This window comes from Klebsiella sp. CN_Kp073 (genome assembly GCF_040065495.2).
Lineage (GTDB): Bacteria > Pseudomonadota > Gammaproteobacteria > Enterobacterales > Enterobacteriaceae > Klebsiella > Klebsiella aerogenes.
In genome coordinates this window covers 3,371,906-3,391,057 of record NZ_CM198051.1, presented here as the reverse complement: position 1 = coordinate 3,391,057, position 19,152 = coordinate 3,371,906, and the positions used below count along the sequence as shown (strand labels likewise).

Genomic DNA, 19,152 nt, shown 5'->3' with positions numbered 1-19,152 from the left:
TATTTTATTTTGCGCTGACGCGCCAGACGGTATTACCGACATCGTCGGCAATGATTAACGCTCCTTCGTTATCCTGCGCGAGTCCGACCGGCGCGCCGTACAATTCTTTCTCATCGCGGGAGACAAAGCCGGTGACCACGCTCTCAGGTTTACCGACCGGCTTGCCGTCTTTAAAGGCGACAAAGCTGACTTTGTAGCCATTCAGCGGCGAACGGTCCCAGCTGCCGTGTTCGCTGATAAACACGCCGCCCTGATAGGTCTGCGGCAAAATTTTTCCGGTATAAAACAGCATTCCCAGCGGCGCAACGTGGGAACTCAGGGCATAATCCGGTTTGATCGCTTTAGCGACCATGTCCGGGCGCGGCGGCTGTACGCGGCGATCCACATGCTGTCCGAAATAGCTCCACGGCCAGCCATAAAATCCGCCATCCTGCACCGAAGTTAAATAATCAGGCACCAGGTCGGCGCCGATCTCATCGCGCTCATTGGCAATGGCCCAAAGCTTGCCCGTCTGCGGTTCCCAGCCGAGTCCGGTAGGATTCCTGATACCGCTGGCGAAGATACGGCTTGCGCCGGTTGCCGTATCAACCTCCAGAACGGTGGCGCGACGATATTCGATATCCAGCCCATTCTCGGTGATATTACTGTTCGAGCCGACGCCCACATACAGCTTCTTACCATCCGGGCTTGCCAGTAACGCTTTGGTCCAGTGGTGATTGACGGTGCTGGGCAGGTCAGCCAGCTCGCTCCCCGCATCGCTGATATGTGTCGCCCCTGGCTGGTAGTGATAACGCATGATGTTGCCGGTATTGGCGACGTATAGATTATCGCCAATCAGCTGGACACCGAAAGGCGAGTGCAGGTGTTCAAGGAAAATATGTTTTTCCCAGCCGCTGGCGTTTTTACGCAATAGCGTAATGCGATTCCCGCCTTTTCCACCTTTGCCTGACTGATTTTTCACTATCCCGGCAATCAGCTGCTTCGGCGTAGTCAGCGGCTCCTCGCCAGGACCGTTGCTTTCAACGACCAGTACATCGTCGTTTGGCAGGACATAGACCATTCTGGGATGCAGGAATCCATCGGCTATTTTTTCTATTTTCAGCCCCTGGGCAACCGCCGGTTGCCCATCTGTCTTCCAGCCCACGCCGCGGGGAACCTGCATCGGCGGCATCAGGAAATCCTGGGCCTTCGGCATTACGGGATCGGGCCCTACCTGCTGATCCGGGCTAAGTTTCGCTTTCTCATCGCATCCGGACAGGGCAAGCGCCATGGCGAGCATAACGGGCAGGGGCAGTAGTAATTTATTCATGGCGAATCCCCTTATTATTAGCCAGGCAAGTGGAGCTGATAATATTGGCGACCAGCAGGCAGATAACGGTAATCGATGAATAGATTACGTTCTGCGGCGCAATCGCCCAGGCGTCGCGGCTATGAACAAAACAGTTTACCAACGCGGCAATAATAGCGATAAGGTTTAGCCAGAAATCAATTTTTGCCGCCGGGCGTCGAGGAGTAAAAAACCACACCTGCGCCAGATTAATCAATCGCGGAATGATGGCAAAAATAAGGCCAAGGGCAATAAGCCAGCTGGCACTTTTTCCCCACATCACGTTCGTACTGTAGAGATAAATAATATCGAAGATGAGACCGGCGATAAAAAAGCCGTAAGGCACCGGATTGAGTAGATTATATATGACCATCGCAAGGCTATTACCTCGGTCATGAGAGCGTTCACTCATTGTCAATTCCTTGTCAGGGGGAATAAGGTAGGATGAAAATAATGCTGACGTTCAAGCCGGAATAATGAATACCGCTTAGCAGATAAAATTATACATATTGTTAACAATTTCAGTATGCCAATCGCGGGAAATCTGTTTTGCGCAAATGGTCATACTGGCTACGGTGAGATTGTTGCAGAAGGGAGGAGGCGGGCCAGATGCTGGCCGCGCCATCGTACGTTTAACTTTCTATTCGGGCAGCCAGCTGCTGGGCCATTTCGGCGAAAATCCGCGCTGCAGCTTTTGGCCGGGCGCCTTTGCGCTGCATTAACACCGCGGTTCTCTCAAGCGCGGCTTCTTTAAGCAATCGGGTCGTCAGGCCGGTACGCTGGGCGGCGACCTTCAGCGGCAGAATGGACACTAATTGGGTTCGCTGGATGATATCGAGGATGGCGTTGATCGAATGCATTTCAATGGTCACCTGCGGGTGGAAACCGGCTTGTTGTAAGCAGTGGTCAATTTGCAACCGGGTGGCGAAATGATGATTAAGCAGAATAAACTCCTCCGCGGCCAGCTGGCTCAACGAAAGGGAGTCTTCGCGGGCCAGCGGGTGATGGTCCGCGACAACTAGCGCCAGCACCTCCTGTAGCAATGGGGTGGAAACGATGTCCGGCGCAATTCCGCCAGCAAAGGCAATACCAATATCCAGCTCATTTTCCAGCAGCATACCTTCCATTTTCTCCTGCGACATCTCCTGTATATCCAGCGTGATATGCGGATAACGCGCATGAAATTCCGCCACTAATGGGACGACGAAATAGGAAGTAAAGGTGGGCGTCACGGCAATGCGTAGAGAACCGCGACTGAGGTCTTCGACATCATGAATGGCGCGTTGGCCCTCATCCAGCAGTTGAAATGCCTGGCGCGCATACTGCAAAAACACCTCACCTGCATCTGTCAGGTGAATATGCCGGCCGCTGCGGTCAAAAAGCTGCGCATCCAGGCTCTCTTCTAACATCCTGATTTGCTGTGAGAGCGCAGGCTGCGAAATGTGCAGGGCTTCCGCCGCGCGGGTAAAGCCCTGATGTTCGGCGACGGCGAGGAAATATCTGACATAGCGAATATTCACACGTTCAACTCATAAGTTTTTTGAATGAATTTGATTATAAACAAGACTTTTATTTTATGCCACGCGGCGCGTAACCTCCCTGACATTCCACAGCGAGGTAGACATTATCATGAAAGAAATCATTGATGGTTTTCTTAAATTTCAACGTGATGCATTTCCTGCACGCGCTGAACTGTTTAAAAGTTTAGCCTCCCGGCAGAGCCCCCGTACGCTGTTTATTTCATGCTCCGATAGCCGGATGGTTCCTGAGTTGGTTACCCAGCGAGAACCCGGCGATCTATTTGTCATCCGTAATGCCGGCAATATCGTCCCTTCTTACGGTCCGGAGCCCGGCGGCGTGTCGGCATCGGTGGAATATGCCGTTGCCGTCCTGAAGGTCACGGATATTGTGATTTGCGGTCACTCCGATTGCGGGGCGATGACGGCGATTGCGCAGTGTAGCTGTCTGGATCATGTCCCCGCCGTTAAGCACTGGTTGCAATATGCGGATTCGGCAAAAGTGGTGAACGATGCCCGCGAGCATCGCGACCCGCAGGCCAAAACCGCGGCGATGGTGCATGAAAACGTGATTGCCCAGTTGGCGAATATTCAAACCCATCCGGCGGTGCGTCTGGCGCTTGAGGAAGGACGTCTGGCGCTACACGGCTGGGTGTATGACATTGAAACGGGAGAGATTGCCGCCTATGACGGCAATGCCAGAGCTTTTATTTCGCTGGCCGGTCATCCGGATACCCGAGCGGTGCCGGTTTACGGTTAGTCATTTCATTTCACTACGATATAACGAGGTAACACCATGATTCAGTCACAAGTTAGCCGCGAAGTTCGTCTGGAGTTAGCGAACAAAATATTGCTGATTAAAGCCAAAAAGGATCTCTCCTTTGCACAGCTTGTTGAAGGCACCGGTTTATCAGAAGCCTTCGTGACGGCCGCGCTATTGGGCCAGCATCCGCTGCCTGCCGAAGTCGCGAAAATGGTAGGCGCAAAACTGGAGCTCAGCGACGATGACATTTTGCTGCTGCAAACCATCCCGGTCAGAGGTTCTATTGAAGACCGCATACCAACGGACCCGACGATGTATCGCTTCTATGAAATGCTGCAGGTCTACGACACCACCCTGAAAGCGCTCATTCATGAAAAATTCGGCGACGGGATCATCAGCGCGATTAATTTTAAGCTGGATGTGAAAAAGGTCAGCGATCCGGAAGGCGGACATCGCGCGGTGATCACGTTCGATGGAAAATATCTGCCAACGAAACCTTTCTGATGACAATTAACCGTTAACGGCACGGGCCTGAACCACGATCCAGGCCCGTTATTATCTGGCGGGCTGATAACGCATTTGCAATGTTGCGGGCAGATAACGCTGCAGCGGCTGTGGCGTTTTACCATCGATCAGCTGACTGATGAGATCGTAGCAGTGCCAGGCCAACTGGCGGTTGTCCTGCTGGATGGTGTCGATGCGCAGCGACAGCGAATCATACAGATAGTGGTCATCGAAGCTGGCTAAATGGATCCCGGAATCCAGCAGGTTATGCTGGCTCATATAGCGTAGTACCCCTTCCAGCAAGCCGCAGGCGGCGGTAAACAGCGCCTTAGGCGGCCGCCCGAGGCGGGCGCACAGCGCGGCAAACATCTCATAGCCTGAGCTTGGGTGATAGTTGCCGTTGATAATCCACTCCGGGCGCAACTCAACGCCTGCCTGGGCTAATCCCTGACTAAATCCGGCCAGCCGATCGCGCGAAGGCGAGAGCCGCGGCTGCCCGCCGAGAAACCAGAACTCATCCGGGTGTTGCCCGGCGATACGGGCGATAAGTTCCGCCGTCGGCGCCAGTGAATCGGTCATCACCAACGGCAGGGCGCTATCGTTTGGATTGCGATCGAACAGCACCACCGGCAGCTGTTCGCTGAGCTTCAGATAGTCGGCGTCGCTGTGCATACAAGAGGCGACAATCAGGCCATCGACCTGACGGGCAATCATATTATTGACCACCATGCTCTCCTGACCGGGATTCTCATCGGTGCAAGAGATAAGCAGCTGTACGCCGGCTTCGCGGCACAGGGTTTCCAGCTCGTGAGAAAAAACGGCAAAACCATAGTTAGTGATCTCGGGTACCACCAGACCAATGGTATGGCTGCGGCTATCGCGCAGTGAACGGGCGTGAATGCTCGGCTGGTAGTGCTGCTCGCGGGCGATAGCCAGCACCCGTTCGCGCGTCTCCTGCGCCACGCGCAGCTCTTTGCCGCGACCGTTCAAGACCAGGCTGGCGGTGGCTTTAGAGACGCCAGCCAGTTCGGCGATATCTTTTATGGTAATGCGTTTGGGTTTCATCACGAGCCTGGGGCCTGAAAGCAAAACGCTTATTCTACCATGCATGGCCGCAGCGGCCAGCAGCAGAATGCCCCCGGCGTCGCGCCGCTGAATATCAGTTCTCCTGGATAATCGGCAAAGAAGCGGCTGCTCATCACCCCGGCGCCATCATTAATAAAAATTTCGACGCTGGAACGATCGATGAGGATCTGCAGTTTATGCGCCGAGCCGCGCCAGTAACGGTAATCGACAGTATCAGCTACCAGGCTTCGACGGGCCAGGCGTACGCCGCGACTGTCCAGCGAAAGCTGCAGCGCACCCGCGAAATCCAGCGTCAGCGCATCGCCTGGCGCAACCTCGAAGGCCAGTTCCATCGGCTGCAGCACCTGCGGTTCGGTCTGCCAGCCTTGCGCCTCGCCGCGCAGCGCCGCCAGTTCGCGTACGGGATTTTGATATAGCGTGCCGTGGCGCCAGCTGAGTTCCCGCAGGCAGGTCATCTGGTGGATCCAGCCGTGGGCTCGCGTAGGTTGCTGCATCTCTTCTCCGTCGGGAACGCCCATCCAGCCAACCAATAGGCGCCGACCATCTTCCGCCAGGGTGGTTTGCGGCGCATAGAATTCGAAGCCGCTATCCAGCACTTCGAGCGCGCCGTGGCTAAAAGTCGCGTCCGCATTGTCGAAATGCCCGTGCATCCAGACCGCCGGATAGGTGTTCAGGAAGCGCTGGGCTTCTCGCGGTAGCCCCTGTGGGCAACTGAGTAAAATATGCTGGTCGCCGAGCGGGAACAGATCCGGGCATTCCCACATATAACCGCCATCGTTCAGGCCGTTAAGCCCGCTACCGGCAATTTCGCCATGGCTGCTCCACTGCATCAAATCAGCGGAGCTGAATAGCAGTACCTTACCGCGGTCGGCCAGATCGCGCGCGCCCAGCACCATCAACCAGCGATCGCCGTCGCGCCAGACTTTGGGATCGCGCACGTGTCCGCTATAGCCGGCTGGCAGCGCCAGCACCGGGCCCTGCTTGCGAAAAGTACCGTCGGGATTTTGCGTCGCCAGACACTGCCAGGCGGTACGGCTGCCATCGTTAAATTTCACATTACCGGTGTAGCACAGCGTCAGGACGCCGTTGTTATCTACCGCACTGCCGGAGTAACAGCCGTTACGGTCGTACTCCGCATCCGGCAGCAGGGCAATCGGTTCATGCCGCCAGTGCAGCAGATCCGCTGAACTCCAGTGTCCCCAGCCTTTATAGCGATGATCGCAGGCGAGGGGATTCCACTGATAAAACAGATGATAACGGCCATTGAAGTGGATAAAACCGTTTGGATCGTTCAGTAGCCCACATACCGGCGCCAGATGCCACTGCGGATAGTGGTCATCCCGCCGCGCGCGCGGCTGGTGGTTCATGACGGCCTGCAGGACCGCCGGTAACAAAGAAGGCTGCGTCATTATTCAGCATCCGTTTTGTATTTGAGCGTCAGCGAAACGATAAAGGCGACCACAAACGCAATAGCCAGCCCGATGATGTAGTTAAGCAGGGAACTGGCCTGCACGATAGCCATGCCGGGGATGGCCGTCAGGCCGACGGCGGTCATATAGACGTGCATGGAGACCACCCAGGCGCCACCCGCCGCGCCGCCAATCAATGCGGCGATAAATGGCTTAACGAAGCGCAGGTTGATGCCGAATATCGCCGCTTCGGTGATGCCAAGCATCGCCGAAAAGGCTGAGGGGAGGGCAATGGCTTTCACTTTTACATCTTTGGTTTTAAACCACACTGCCAGACAGGCGCCGCCCTGGGCAATATTAGCCATCGCCCAGATAGGCAGCAGGAAATTGACGCCGATCGACGGGTTGCCGAGCAGCCCGGCTTCGATGGCATGGAAGCTGTGGTGAATACCGGTAATAACAATCACCGAATACAGCCCACCGAACAGGAGTCCCGCCAGCCAACCGGCGTGGGCAATGAGCGTGCTGAGAATAAAGGAGATGCCGTCGCCGAGGGCACGACCGGCCGGACCGATTATCAACAGGGCGATAAAACCGGAGATAATAACCGTCAGGAACGGGGTGAGGATCAGATCCAGCGCGTCGGGAATCAGGCGTCGCAGTTGCTTCTCAAGCAGGCTCATAAACCACACCGCCAACAGCACCGGGAACACCGTCCCCTGATAACCGATCATCGCCACCTCGAGGCCGAAGAAATTCATGGTGTGGAAGCCCGAAGCCACTCCCCAGGCGTTGGTCAGCGCCGGGTGGGTAAGAATACCGCCGAGGGTTGCGCCAAGATAAGGGTTGCCGCCGAATTCACGCGCGGCGGTAAACCCGATCAGGATTGGCAGAATAATAAAAGCGGCCGAACTACACATATCGAGGATCAGGTAGATGGCGTTGCCCGGGTCGACCCAGCCGTAGGTTTTCACCATCCCCAACAATCCCATCAGCAGGCCGGAGGCGACGATAGCCGGGATAATGGGCACAAAGATGTTCGATAGCAGGCGGGCGATCCGCTGGAACGGATTCAGTTTTTTCGCCGCCAGATCTGCGGCTTCGGATTTGCTCGACTCGCTAATACCGGCTGCCTGAATAAAGGCGGCATACACTTTATTGACCACGCCGGTACCGAAGATGATTTGCATCTGGCCGGCGTTGCGAAAGCAGCCTTTTACCCCCTCAATTTTGCCGATGGCCTGCTGGTCGGCGAGCGCGTCATCGACCAGTACCAGACGCAAGCGGGTGGCGCAGTGCGCGGCGCTGGCGATATTTTCTTTGCCGCCAAGCAGCGGCAGCAGCGTGCGAGAAATCTGTTGAAAATCCATAGTACCCTCTACAAAGTCTGTCATCATCATGGGCAATTGGGGATGTCCGAATCCCCGAACCGCCGCTTTGCTAATTTTGCTAAAACGTTTTAATTATTTTGCCTGCCTGCATCGTTAAAACTGGCGGTTCACATCGGCCTGGTACGGTAAGGCGGTCATCGCGCCTTTGGCGGTGGTCGCCAGCGCGCCGCAGGTTTGCGCCAGCGCGACGATCGGCTCCAGCGCGGCGACATCGTCAGGGAAGCCGTGAGCGGCGAGGCTGGCGAGTAGCCCGGCAACAAAGGCATCACCGGCTCCGGTGGTATCAACGCTGACCACCGGACGGGCCGGGAAGTGAATATGCTGTTGCTGGAACAGCGCTTGCACCCCGGCTTTTCCTTGCGTGACCAACAGCAGTTTTGGCTGAAAGCGCTCGCGGAATCGCGCAATACCGCTGGCGATATCGTCGCCACCGCTAATAAAGGCCAGTTCCTCTTCCGATAGTTTCACTACGTCAGCTAATGCCAGCGCCTGTTCGAGACAACGCCGTAACAACAGGGGATCCTGCCACAGATCGCTGCGGATATTCGGGTCGAAGCTGACGCTACCGCCGGCGCGTTTAATCTGTTCCATTGCCATAAAGGCGCTGCTGCGGCTGGGCTCGGCGCTGAGAGCGATAGAGCAGACGTGCAGCCACTGGCCGGCCGCGAAAGGGGGGAGATCGTCTGGTTGTAGAAAAAGATCGGCGCTCGGACGGACCATAAAGGTAAAGGTGCGTTCGCCGTGTTCATCCAACGCGACCACGACGGTTGAGGTGCGCTGTGCGGGATCTAAAGAAAGGTGGCGGATATCCACGTTCTCTTGTCGTAGCGTCTGGCGCATAAAATGGCCAAAAGGGTCACCGCCGACCCGACCGATGAACCCGCTATTGCCGCCAAGCCGCGCGACGCCGACCGCGACGTTAGCCGGTGCGCCGCCCGGACATTGTAATAAGCGGCCATCACCCTCAGGCAGCAGGTCGACGACCGCATCGCCGAGTACCCATACTTTACTTGTCATACTGAAATTCCTTCTTGCTAAACTTTGTTAAACCGGTTTAGCTAATTTAAACATAACCCCTAACCCAACGGAACGCGGAAGTGATGAAAATGCGATCGGCTACGATAAAATGTGATCCAGCCGCGATATTGCGCGCTTAGCGCTAGCTATTTTTCCTTTACTACAAATAGGCAAATGAACTGTCATTTTCCCTACCAATAATAAGGGGGAGGGAGGTCTGGTTGAAAGAGCGCTTATTGTCGGATGAAAAATCCTCATATATCTATTTATTAATATTAACTTGCCGTCAGGGTGCGGCTAAAAAATATATTCCTGATGGCTTTATGCCAGGGTTTGACACCGTTAATTACTTCTCATTTTTTATTATTACCACGTGATAATAAGCCCGTTTCGTTAAAAGAATGTTAGAAAAATAACCCGGGAAAAATACCTATTTGGGGTAATACGTCAGGCCGTAAATGTTATAAAAAATTTATCCATATCTGGAGGCGTTCAGCCACGAGCAGGAGCGCAAAAATAGCGTCAGGCGTCGCGATATAGGGTGAATTGAACGCATCTTGTACAATTGGTTGAGCTGAAAAAACAGGCTAACCCAGGTCGTTTTTGTTCGATTTTTATACTCCTTCCGTCACTGTCATCCGAGTAGTAGATCTAATATCCTTGTATTACACCATGGTTATTTTTTGCGGTGAAAACTAATGATTTACGTTGAATTTAACGCTTGTTCAGATTTTTATTCTTCAATTTTTATAATGTTATTTTTTTGTTCTAAATGTGCCAGAAAAAACTAATTGCAATGGTTGATAACACTTTTTTTAAGATAATTCATTTACTTGTGATCGTTAAATGATCGAATGTTGGCTATAAAGTGATCGAAATGGGGTGTTGTTACCGGTATTATTTTTTGTTTTTGTGATCTATATCTCATTATATTCAAAATTTCCCCATACTTAATTGTGTGTGCTAATGATTCGGGAGTAGAGTTGCGCCGCCTTAAGAATATTCTTATAGAATTTCTAAAAATAGTTTCATGGCAATTCAACTCTCTAGAAGCAAATTCTTTACATCCTCCACTCCAGTTTGCACCTGTAACAAACTATTAACAGTGGGGCGAATTTGACGATTAGCTGAATTTTTAGCTATCGCGAGTGAGCGTTTTAATTGCCGTCTTGGGGAAATGACTGAGGTCACGGGCGATTAAGTATCACGCCCCGTGTATGTTTTCTAACATGGCTTATCGGGATAGGGATTATGGGTACCTCCGAATTACTTAAGCATATTTATGACTTCAACCTGTCGTATTTATTTTTAGCGCAGCGGCTGATCAACGATGAAAAAGTATCCGCAATGTTTCGTTTGGGAATTGACGAAACCATGGTTGATACCCTGGCGCAGCTGACGTTACCGCAGATGGTGAAACTGGCTGAAACTAATCAGCTGGTGTGTAATCTGCGCTTCAGCGACCATCAGACTATCGAGCAATTGACCAAAGAGTCGCGCGTTGATGACCTCCAGCAGATCCATACCGGTATCCTGCTTTCCAGTCACCTGCTGCAAGAGCTCCGCGCCAAAGAAGGCGCTGCGGCGAAGAAAAGTGTTTGATAATGGCTGAGAAAAGTATTGTTCAGGAAGCGAAGGATATTCAGCTCGCCATGGAGCTGATATCTCTCGGCGCGCGTCTGCAGATGCTGGAGAGTGAAACTCAGCTCAGCCGCGGGCGCTTAATTAAACTCTACAAAGAGCTGCGCGGAAGCCCGCCGCCGAAAGGGATGCTGCCGTTCTCGACCGATTGGTTTATGACCTGGGAGCAGAATATTCATTCGTCGATGTTCTACAACGCCTATTTGTTCCTGCTGAAGAGCGGCAAATGCAGCGGAGTGGAAGCGGTGATCAAAGCCTATCGCCTGTACCTCGAACAGTGTCCGCAAGAGGCGGGCGAAGCGCCGCTACTGGCGTTGACCCGCGCCTGGACGCTGGTGCGCTTTGTTGATAGCGGTATGCTGCAGCTCTCCGCCTGCAATAGCTGCGGCGGCTCATTCATCACCCACGCGCACCATCCGCAGCACGATTTCGTCTGCACGTTATGCCAACCGCCGTCACGCGCCGTAAAAAGACGTAAACTTTCTCCGCAACTGGCCGATATAACCTCTCAACTGCTGGACGAGCAGGCTAAACGCGTCATGTAAGTCGCCGTTCCGACGACTTACGGCAATCCATTTTCGACGTGTAATACGCAGGGGCGGCATGCCGCCCCCCATTCCCCGCCTGGTTTACGCCAGGGCGCGTTTGCCTCGCCCGCCATCCACATTGTTAATTTGAGGTATGCGTGTGCTAGTGATATTGGGTTATCTCGTGGTCCTGGGAGCGGTATTTGGCGGCTATTTGCTGGTGGGGGGCCACCTGGGCGCGCTGTACCAACCGGCGGAATTCCTGATTATCGGCGGCGCCGGCATCGGCGCGTTTATCGTCGGCAACAACGGAAAGGCCATCAAATCCACGCTGCGGGCGTTGCCCAAAATGGTACGTCGTTCCAAATACAGCAAGGCGCTGTATATGGATCTGATGGCGCTGCTGTTCCTGCTGCTCGCTAAATCCCGTCAACAGGGAATGCTGTCGCTTGAGTTCGATATCGACAATCCTCAGGAAAGTGAAATTTTCGCTAATTATCCGCGCATCCTTGCCGATAACCATCTGGTGGAGTTCATAACCGATTATTTACGCCTGATGGTGAGCGGCAACATGAATGCTTTTGAAATTGAAGCGCTGATGGACGAAGAGATCGAAACCTTCGAACAGGAGAGCGAAGTGCCCGCCGGCAGCCTGGCGATGGTCGGCGACTCTCTGCCGGCATTTGGTATTGTCGCGGCGGTAATGGGGGTGGTGCACGCGCTGGCCTCGGCGGACCGTCCGGCGGCAGAGCTCGGGGCGCTTATCGCCAACGCGATGGTGGGGACTTTCCTCGGCATTCTGCTGGCCTATGGATTTATCTCGCCGCTATCGACGCTGCTGCGGCAAAAAAGCGCCGAGACGGTCAAGATGATGCAGTGCATCAAGGTGACATTGCTCTCCAGCCTCAACGGCTACGCGCCACAAATCGCCGTCGAATTCGGCCGCAAAACGCTGTATACCACCGAGCGCCCGTCGTTTGTTGAGCTCGAAGAGCACGTGCGCCAGGTGAAAGCGCCCGCCGCGCAGGCGACGGAAAGCGAAGAAGCATGAAACATAATCACCCGGTGGTACTGGTCAGAAAACGCAAATCGCACCAGCACGCCCATCACGGCGGTTCATGGAAGATTGCCTATGCCGATTTTATGACGGCGATGATGGCTTTCTTCCTGGTCATGTGGCTGCTGGCGATCGCCAGCCCGCAGGAGCTGACGCAGATTGCCGAATATTTTCGCACGCCGCTGAAAGTGGCGCTGACCAGCGGAGATAAAAGCAGCTCGGAAAGCAGCCCGATCCCCGGCGGCGGCGAAGACCCGACCCGTGAAGTCGGGCTGGTCAGCAAACAGATCAATACCGCGGATAAACGCGCCGAAGAGCTACGGCTTAACAAACTGCGTGACAAGCTCGATCAGTTGATTGAGTCAGACCCGCGTCTGAAGGCGCTACGTCCGCATCTGCTGATCAACATGATGGACGAAGGACTGCGCATTCAGATTATCGATAGCCAGAATCGCCCGATGTTTAAAACCGGTAGCGCCCAGGTGGAAAGCTATATGCGCGATATCCTGCGGGCGATAGCGCCAATCCTCAATGATTTGCCGAACAAGATAAGCCTCTCCGGCCACACCGATGACATCCCCTATGCCAGCGGCGAACGCGGTTACAGTAACTGGGAACTGTCGGCGGATCGCGCCAACGCCTCGCGCCGCGAACTGATTGCCGGCGGCCTGGCGGAAGGGAAGGTGCTGCGGGTGGTCGGTATGGCGGCGACCATGAGTCTGAAACAGCACGGCGCTGATGATGCCATCAACCGCCGCATTACCGTACTGGTGCTTAACAAAGAGACCCAGCAGAGCATTGAGCATGAAAATGGCGAAAGCAATGCGCTGGAGATTAGCCAGCCGGATGCGCTGCCAAAGCTGGTCGCGCCCGCGCCGGTTAACCGTGATTCACACCCAGAGGTGACCCCATGAGCATGGATATTAGCGCTTTTTATCAGACTTTTTTTGATGAAGCAGACGAGCTGCTGGCAGACATGGAGCAACACCTGCTGGAGCTGGATCCGCAGGCCCCCGATATCGAACCGCTGAACGCGATTTTTCGCGCGGCGCACTCGATCAAAGGCGGCGCGGCGACGTTTGGCTTTTCCGTATTGCAGGAAACCACCCATCTGCTGGAGAACCTGCTCGACGGCGCCCGGCGCGAAGAGATGCGCTTGAGCACCGAAATTATCAATCTGTTTCTGGAAACCAAAGATATTATGCAGGAGCAACTGGACGCCTATAAAACCTCGCAGCAGCCTGACGCTGAGAGCTTTGACTATATCTGCCAGGCGCTGCGGCAGCTGGCGCTGGAAGCACAGCAGCAGGACGCGCCAGCCGCGCCGCCCGTCGTGGCCCAGCCTGCGCCGACGGCCGTCGCCGGCGGTATGCGCGTAAGCTTAACCGGGCTAAAAGCCAATGAAATTCCGCTGATGCTGGAAGAGCTTGGCAATCTCGGCGAGGTACAGGATCCGCTGCAAACTGACAATAGCCTTGAGGTGACCCTGCTGACCACCGCCAGCGAAGAAGACATCTGCGCGGTGCTCTGTTTCGTCCTTGAGCCGGAACAAATCAGCTTTACCACGCCGCCAACGACTGCCGCTAAGCCATTGGCGTCGGCCGAAGTTGTGCCGCCGCCTGTCGCCCAGCCGCAACCTGCTGCCGTCGAGCCGCCCAAAGCGCCGAGAGCGAAGGCCAGCGAATCGACCAGCATTCGCGTGGCGGTAGAGAAAGTTGACCAGTTGATTAACCTCGTCGGCGAACTGGTGATCACCCAGTCAATGCTGGCGCAGCGTTCTGGCAATCTGGATCCGGTAACCCATGGCGATCTGCTCAACAGCATGAGCCAGCTGGAACGTAATGCCCGCGACCTGCAGGAATCGGTAATGTCGATTCGCATGATGCCGATGGAATATGTATTCAGCCGCTACCCACGGCTGGTGCGCGACCTGGCCGGCAAGCTCAATAAGCAGGTGGAACTGACGCTACAGGGCAGCTCTACCGAACTGGATAAGAGCCTGATAGAGCGCATTATCGACCCGTTGACCCACCTGGTGCGTAATAGCCTCGACCACGGTATTGAAGATCCGCAAACCCGTCTGGCGGCAGGTAAGTCTGAGGTGGGCAATCTGATTCTTTCCGCTGAACATCAGGGCGGCAATATCTGCATCGAAGTGATCGATGACGGCGCCGGGCTTAATCGCGAAAAAATTCTCGCCAAAGCGGCGGCGCAGGGGCTGGCGGTCAGCGACAGCATGAGTGATGAAGAGGTCGGAATGCTCATTTTCGCGCCGGGCTTTTCGACCGCGGAACAGGTGACCGACGTCTCTGGCCGCGGCGTCGGCATGGACGTCGTGAAACGGAATATCCAGGAGATGGGCGGTCACGTTGAAATCCATTCCCGGGCGGGCAAAGGGACCTCGATTCGTATTTTGCTGCCGCTGACGCTCGCCATCCTCGACGGCATGTCGGTCAAGGTCAATGAAGAGGTCTTTATTCTGCCGCTCAATGCGGTCATGGAATCGCTGCAGCCGCAGGCTGAAGACCTGCATCCGATGGCCGGCGGCGAGCGGATGCTGCAGGTCCGCGGCGAGTATCTGCCGCTGGTGGAGCTCTATCGGGTGTTTGATGTCGCCGGGGCGAAAACTGAGGCCACCCAGGGCATCGTGGTGATTCTGCAAAGCGCCGGCCGCCGCTATGCGCTGCTGGTGGATCAGCTGATCGGCCAGCATCAGGTAGTGGTAAAAAACCTGGAAAGCAATTATCGCAAAGTGCCGGGAATTTCCGCGGCGACGATCCTCGGCGACGGCAGCGTGGCGCTGATCGTCGACGTGTCGGCGCTGCAAATGCTCAACCGGGAAAAGCTGCTGAGCGCAGCGGCCGCGTAACGACTCATCTCATAAAATTAACAGGTGCAGACCATGGCAGGATTAGCAACCGTCAGCAAACTGGCTGGCGAAACGGTAGGTCAGGAGTTTTTAATTTTTACCCTCGGCAATGAAGAATACGGCATCGATATTCTCAAGGTGCAGGAGATCCGCGGCTATGACCAGGTGACGCGTATCGCCAACACCCCGGCTTTCATCAAAGGCGTCACCAATCTGCGCGGGGTGATCGTGCCGATTATCGACCTGCGGGTAAAATTCGCCCAGCAGGGCGTCTCTTATGATGAAAACACGGTGGTTATCGTGCTTAACTTCGGCCAGCGGGTGGTGGGGATCGTGGTCGACGGCGTCTCCGACGTGCTGTCGCTCACCGCTGAGCAGATCCGCCCGGCGCCGGAATTCGCGGTAACGCTGGCGACCGAGTATCTCACCGGTCTTGGCGCGCTCGGCGAACGCATGTTGATTCTCGTCGATATCGAAAAGCTGCTCAGCAGCGAAGAGATGGCGCTGGTCGATAACGTCGCCAAAAGCCACTAAGCAACGGGGCGCGCTCGGTCGCGCCCGGTAAAAATAGTCCCCGCCTGGCATAAAGTTCCCCTCCCGCGCGCCGATAACCCTTTCAGTCACATACGTAAAGCCTGGCCGTTCAGGCTTCCAGGAAGGGGAAACATGTTTAATCGTATTAAGGTCGTCACCAGTCTCTTGTTAGTGCTGGTGCTATTTGGCGCATTGCAGCTGATTTCGGGCGGTCTGTTTTTTTCGTCGCTGAAAAGCGATAAAGAGAACTTCACCGTCCTGCAAACCATCCGTCAGCAGCAGTTGCTGCTAAGTGAAAGCCGGGTCGATCTGCTGCAGGCGCGTAACTCCCTGAACCGCGCAGGGATCCGCTACATGATGGATACCAACAAAATCGGCAGCGGCGCGACTATCGACGAGCTGCTGGCGAAAGCGAAAGAAGAGCTGGCCCGCGCCGAGCGCAACTATGCCGCCTATGAAAAAATCCCGCAGGACCCGCGTCAGGATCCGCAGGCGACGGAAAAACTTAAGCAGCAGTATGGCATCCTGTACGGCGCGCTGTCGGAGCTTATCCAGCTGCTGGGCGAGGGTAAAATCAACGCCTTCTTCGACCAGCCGACGCAAAAATACCAGGACGATTTCGAGCAGACTTATAACGCCTATCTGCAGCAAAACGGCAAGCTGTACCAAATCGCCGTTGACGGTAGCAACAGCTCTTATAGCTCGGCGATCTGGACCTTAATTGTGGTCATCATCGTGGTGCTGGCGGCGATCGTCGGCGTGTGGATGGGTATCCACCATATCCTGGTGCGCCCGCTGAACCGCATGATTGAACACATCAAACGTATTGCCTCCGGCGACCTGACCCAGCCTATCCCGGTGACCAGCCGTAATGAAATCGGCGTGCTGGCCGCCAGCCTCAAGCACATGCAGAACGAGCTTATCGAAACGGTGAGCGGTGTGCGTCAGGGGGCGGATGCCATCTATAGCGGCGCGTCGGAAATCGCCGCCGGGAATAACGATCTCTCATCGCGCACCGAACAGCAGGCGGCATCGTTGGAAGAGACCGCCGCCAGTATGGAACAGCTGACGGCGACGGTGAAACAGAACGCCGAAAACGCGCGTCAGGCCAGCCAGCTGGCGCTGAGCGCCTCCGAAACCGCGCAGAAGGGCGGCAAAGTGGTGGCCAACGTGGTGGAAACCATGCACGACATCGCCAGCAGCTCGCAGAAAATTGCCGATATCACCGGCGTTATCGACGGCATCGCCTTCCAGACCAACATCCTGGCGCTTAACGCCGCGGTAGAAGCGGCGCGCGCCGGTGAACAGGGCCGCGGCTTCGCGGTCGTGGCGGGCGAAGTCCGCAACCTGGCGCAGCGCAGCGCCCAGGCGGCCAAAGAGATCAAAGCGCTGATCGAGGACTCGGTCAACCGCGTGGATATGGGCTCGGTGCTGGTGGAAAGCGCCGGCGACACCATGGGCGATATCGTCAATGCGGTCACCCGCGTGACCGACATCATGGGCGAAATCGCCTCTGCTTCCGATGAGCAGAGCCGCGGCATCGACCAGGTCGGCCAGGCGGTAGCGGAAATGGATCGCGTCACCCAGCAGAACGCCTCGCTGGTGGAAGAGTCGGCCTCCGCCGCCGCCGCGCTGGAAGAGCAGGCCAGCCTGCTGACGCAGTCGGTTGCCGTCTTCCGTCTGAAGTCGGAAGGGCAGGAAGAGTATAAAGCGCCGGTCAGCAATAAAACCGCGCCTGCCGCCATCGCTACGCATAAAAAAACCAGCGCCAGCGACTACCAGGATAACTGGGAGACGTTCTAACGGGTACCGGCCGCCGCATCCCTACACGCGGCGGCCTCTCTTGCGTTGTAAGCCGGCCAAGACCGGCTACCAAGGAGATTGCTATGTTTAACCGAATCCGTATCTCTACCAGTCTTTTCCTGCTGCTGATCTCCTTTTGCATCATGCAATTGATCAGCACCGGGCTCTCTTACGTCGCGCTGCGCGCCGACAACCACAATCTTGAACGTATTACCGTCAGTAGCCAGCAGCGCGATGCGCTTAGCCTGAGCTGGGTATCGCTGCTGCAGGCGCGAAATACCCTTAACCGCGCCGGTACCCGCGCGGCGCTGAAGGTGCCGCAGGAGCAGGTGGATGCGCTGATGGGCGGCGCCCGCAGCTCGCTGCAAAAAGCCGATCTCTACTTTAACCAGTTCCTCGACACGCCTCGCGCGGATGAGCAGGAGCAGCAGTTGGCCGATGCCACGCGCGACAGCTACGAAAAGCTGCGCGGCGCGCTGCGCGAGCTGATCGTGTTCCTCGAAAATCGCAACCTGCAGGCCTTTATGGACCAGCCGACGCAGAAAATACAGGACCGCTTCGAGGCTGACTTTGTGCAATATCTGCAGCTGGCGAAAGCGACGACCGATGAAGCCAGCGCCTCCAGCCAGCGGGCCTACGGCTGGTCAATCTGGTTGGTTGCCGGGGCGGTGCTGATGCTCTTGGTGGTCACCCTCAGCGCGATGTGGTGGCTGCGAACCATGCTGGTGCAGCCGCTGAATATTATTCGCGGCCACTTTGAACGTATCGCCAGCGGCGATCTTTCCGCACCGATTGCGGTCTATGGCCGCAACGAAATCAGCCAGCTATTTGCCAGCCTGCAGCGCATGCAACAGTCGCTGATTGGTACCGTCGGCGCGGTGCGCGACGGTGCGGAGTCGATTCTTATCGGCCTGCAGGAGATTTCAGAAGGCAACAACGATCTCTCCTCGCGCACCGAACAGCAGGCGGCTTCGCTGGAAGAAACCGCCGCCAGTATGGAGCAGCTAACGGCGACGGTAAAACAGAATGCCGATAACGCCCGCCAGGCATCGCAGCTGGCGCGTGATGCTTCTTCAACCGCCGCCAAAGGCGGCGAGCTGGCGGATGACGTGGTCACCACGATGCACGACATCGCCAACAGTTCGCAAAAAATCGGCGCGATTACCAGCGTCATCGACGGCATCGCCTTCCAGACCAATATTCTGGCGCTCAACGCGGCGGTGGAGGCGGCGCGCGCCGGTGAGCAGGGGCGCGGCTTTGCGGTGGTAGCCGGTGAGGTGCGCAACCTGGCCAGCCGCAGCGCCCAGGCGGCAAAAGAAATTAAGCTGCTGATCGACGAATCCGTTAGCCGCGTCAAACACGGCTCGGTGCTGGTGGAAAATTCCGGCGCCACTATGCAGGACATCGTGCGCTCGGTAACCCGGGTCACCGACATCATGGGCGAAATCGCCTCCGCCTCCGATGAGCAGAGCCGCGGCATTGAGCAGGTGACGCAGGCGGTAACCCAGATGGATCAGGTCACGCAACAGAACGCCGCCCTGGTGGTGGAATCCGCTTCCGCCGCCGCTGCGCTGGAAGAGCAGGCGATTACCCTCGCCGATGCAGTGGCGGTATTCCGTCTGGCGGATGACAACTTCGTCGCGCCGGAAACCTCATCCACGGTAAAGGAGACCCTGGATTGTCAAACCGCATAAACCGCTCGTATTT

The 19,152-nt window shown here is 55.9% G+C and carries 17 protein-coding genes; 10 read left to right on the top strand and 7 right to left on the bottom strand.

What is annotated here, in order from left to right:
* Nucleotides 1-4: 4 nt before the first annotated feature.
* From ABLV66_RS16535 to cynR, 3 genes are all read right to left on the bottom strand, one after another.
* Nucleotides 5-1,309, bottom strand: coding sequence for a PQQ-dependent sugar dehydrogenase (locus tag ABLV66_RS16535; RefSeq protein ID WP_348876201.1), 1,305 nt, complete (start codon nt 1,307-1,309; stop codon nt 5-7).
* Entirely contained in the window at nt 1,302-1,739 is a 438-nt protein-coding gene (locus tag ABLV66_RS16530; protein WP_045397745.1) for a DUF2231 domain-containing protein, read from the bottom strand. Before ABLV66_RS16530 ends, ABLV66_RS16535 begins: the two co-directional genes overlap by 8 nt.
* A 220-nt stretch (nt 1,740-1,959) precedes the next feature.
* Complete coding sequence (gene cynR, locus ABLV66_RS16525; RefSeq protein WP_047065492.1) at nt 1,960-2,847, bottom strand: transcriptional regulator CynR; 888 nt, start codon at nt 2,845-2,847, stop codon at nt 1,960-1,962.
* Nucleotides 2,848-2,956: 109 nt separating this feature from the next.
* On the opposite strand from cynR, the gene ABLV66_RS16520 reads away from it, so the two are divergent.
* Both ABLV66_RS16520 and cynS read left to right on the top strand, forming a co-directional pair.
* Nucleotides 2,957-3,604: a carbonic anhydrase gene (locus ABLV66_RS16520; RefSeq protein WP_047043710.1), complete on the top strand. Its 648-nt coding sequence runs from the start codon at nt 2,957-2,959 to the stop codon at nt 3,602-3,604.
* Between the two features lie 36 nt (nt 3,605-3,640).
* Nucleotides 3,641-4,111 (top strand): cyanase, encoded by a 471-nt coding sequence (gene cynS, locus ABLV66_RS16515; RefSeq protein ID WP_348876200.1) that lies wholly within the window; start codon nt 3,641-3,643, stop codon nt 4,109-4,111.
* A gap of 51 nt (nt 4,112-4,162) precedes the next feature.
* Here cynS and ABLV66_RS16510 read toward each other — a convergent pair whose 3' ends face one another.
* The 4 genes from ABLV66_RS16510 to cscK all read right to left on the bottom strand — a co-directional run bounded on the left by ABLV66_RS16510 (nt 4,163) and on the right by cscK (nt 9,014).
* Entirely contained in the window at nt 4,163-5,176 is a 1,014-nt protein-coding gene (locus ABLV66_RS16510; RefSeq protein ID WP_045397754.1) for a LacI family DNA-binding transcriptional regulator, read from the bottom strand.
* Between the two features lie 29 nt (nt 5,177-5,205).
* The gene (locus ABLV66_RS16505) at nt 5,206-6,606 is read right to left on the bottom strand and encodes a sucrose-6-phosphate hydrolase (protein ID WP_348876199.1); all 1,401 of its coding nucleotides are present in this window, start codon (nt 6,604-6,606) and stop codon (nt 5,206-5,208) included.
* Entirely contained in the window at nt 6,606-7,976 is a 1,371-nt protein-coding gene (locus ABLV66_RS16500) for a sucrose-specific PTS transporter subunit IIBC (RefSeq protein ID WP_045397759.1), read from the bottom strand. Before ABLV66_RS16500 ends, ABLV66_RS16505 begins: the two co-directional genes overlap by 1 nt.
* 114 nt (nt 7,977-8,090) lie before the next feature.
* On the bottom strand, nt 8,091-9,014 hold the full coding sequence (gene cscK, locus ABLV66_RS16495; RefSeq protein WP_348876198.1) for a fructokinase: 924 nt from the start codon (nt 9,012-9,014) through the stop codon (nt 8,091-8,093).
* Between the two features lie 1,251 nt (nt 9,015-10,265).
* On the opposite strand from cscK, the gene flhD reads away from it, so the two are divergent.
* From flhD to ABLV66_RS16455, 8 genes are all read left to right on the top strand, one after another.
* A complete protein-coding gene (gene flhD / locus ABLV66_RS16490) occupies nt 10,266-10,616 on the top strand; it encodes a flagellar transcriptional regulator FlhD (RefSeq protein ID WP_015367348.1) in 351 nt (116 codons plus the stop codon).
* Between the two features lie 2 nt (nt 10,617-10,618).
* A complete protein-coding gene (flhC, locus tag ABLV66_RS16485) occupies nt 10,619-11,200 on the top strand; it encodes a flagellar transcriptional regulator FlhC (protein ID WP_045397765.1) in 582 nt (193 codons plus the stop codon).
* Nucleotides 11,201-11,342: 142 nt separating this feature from the next.
* Nucleotides 11,343-12,233, top strand: a complete 891-nt coding sequence (motA, locus tag ABLV66_RS16480) for a flagellar motor stator protein MotA (protein WP_015704927.1) — start codon at nt 11,343-11,345, stop codon at nt 12,231-12,233.
* On the top strand, nt 12,230-13,153 hold the full coding sequence (motB, locus tag ABLV66_RS16475; protein WP_348876197.1) for a flagellar motor protein MotB: 924 nt from the start codon (nt 12,230-12,232) through the stop codon (nt 13,151-13,153). The genes motA and motB overlap by 4 nt, the downstream gene beginning before the upstream one ends.
* On the top strand, nt 13,150-15,108 hold the full coding sequence (gene cheA, locus ABLV66_RS16470) for a chemotaxis protein CheA (RefSeq protein WP_045397768.1): 1,959 nt from the start codon (nt 13,150-13,152) through the stop codon (nt 15,106-15,108). Before motB ends, cheA begins: the two co-directional genes overlap by 4 nt.
* Nucleotides 15,109-15,141: 33 nt before the next feature.
* Nucleotides 15,142-15,642 carry a chemotaxis protein CheW gene (gene cheW / locus ABLV66_RS16465; protein WP_348876195.1) on the top strand — a complete coding sequence of 167 codons (501 nt, stop codon included), beginning with the start codon at nt 15,142-15,144 and terminating at the stop codon, nt 15,640-15,642.
* Nucleotides 15,643-15,774: 132 nt separating this feature from the next.
* Nucleotides 15,775-17,445 carry a methyl-accepting chemotaxis protein gene (locus tag ABLV66_RS16460; protein WP_047065481.1) on the top strand — a complete coding sequence of 557 codons (1,671 nt, stop codon included), beginning with the start codon at nt 15,775-15,777 and terminating at the stop codon, nt 17,443-17,445.
* A gap of 83 nt (nt 17,446-17,528) precedes the next feature.
* Nucleotides 17,529-19,139, top strand: coding sequence for a methyl-accepting chemotaxis protein (locus ABLV66_RS16455; protein WP_047043699.1), 1,611 nt, complete (start codon nt 17,529-17,531; stop codon nt 19,137-19,139).
* Nucleotides 19,140-19,152 lie beyond the last annotated feature (13 nt).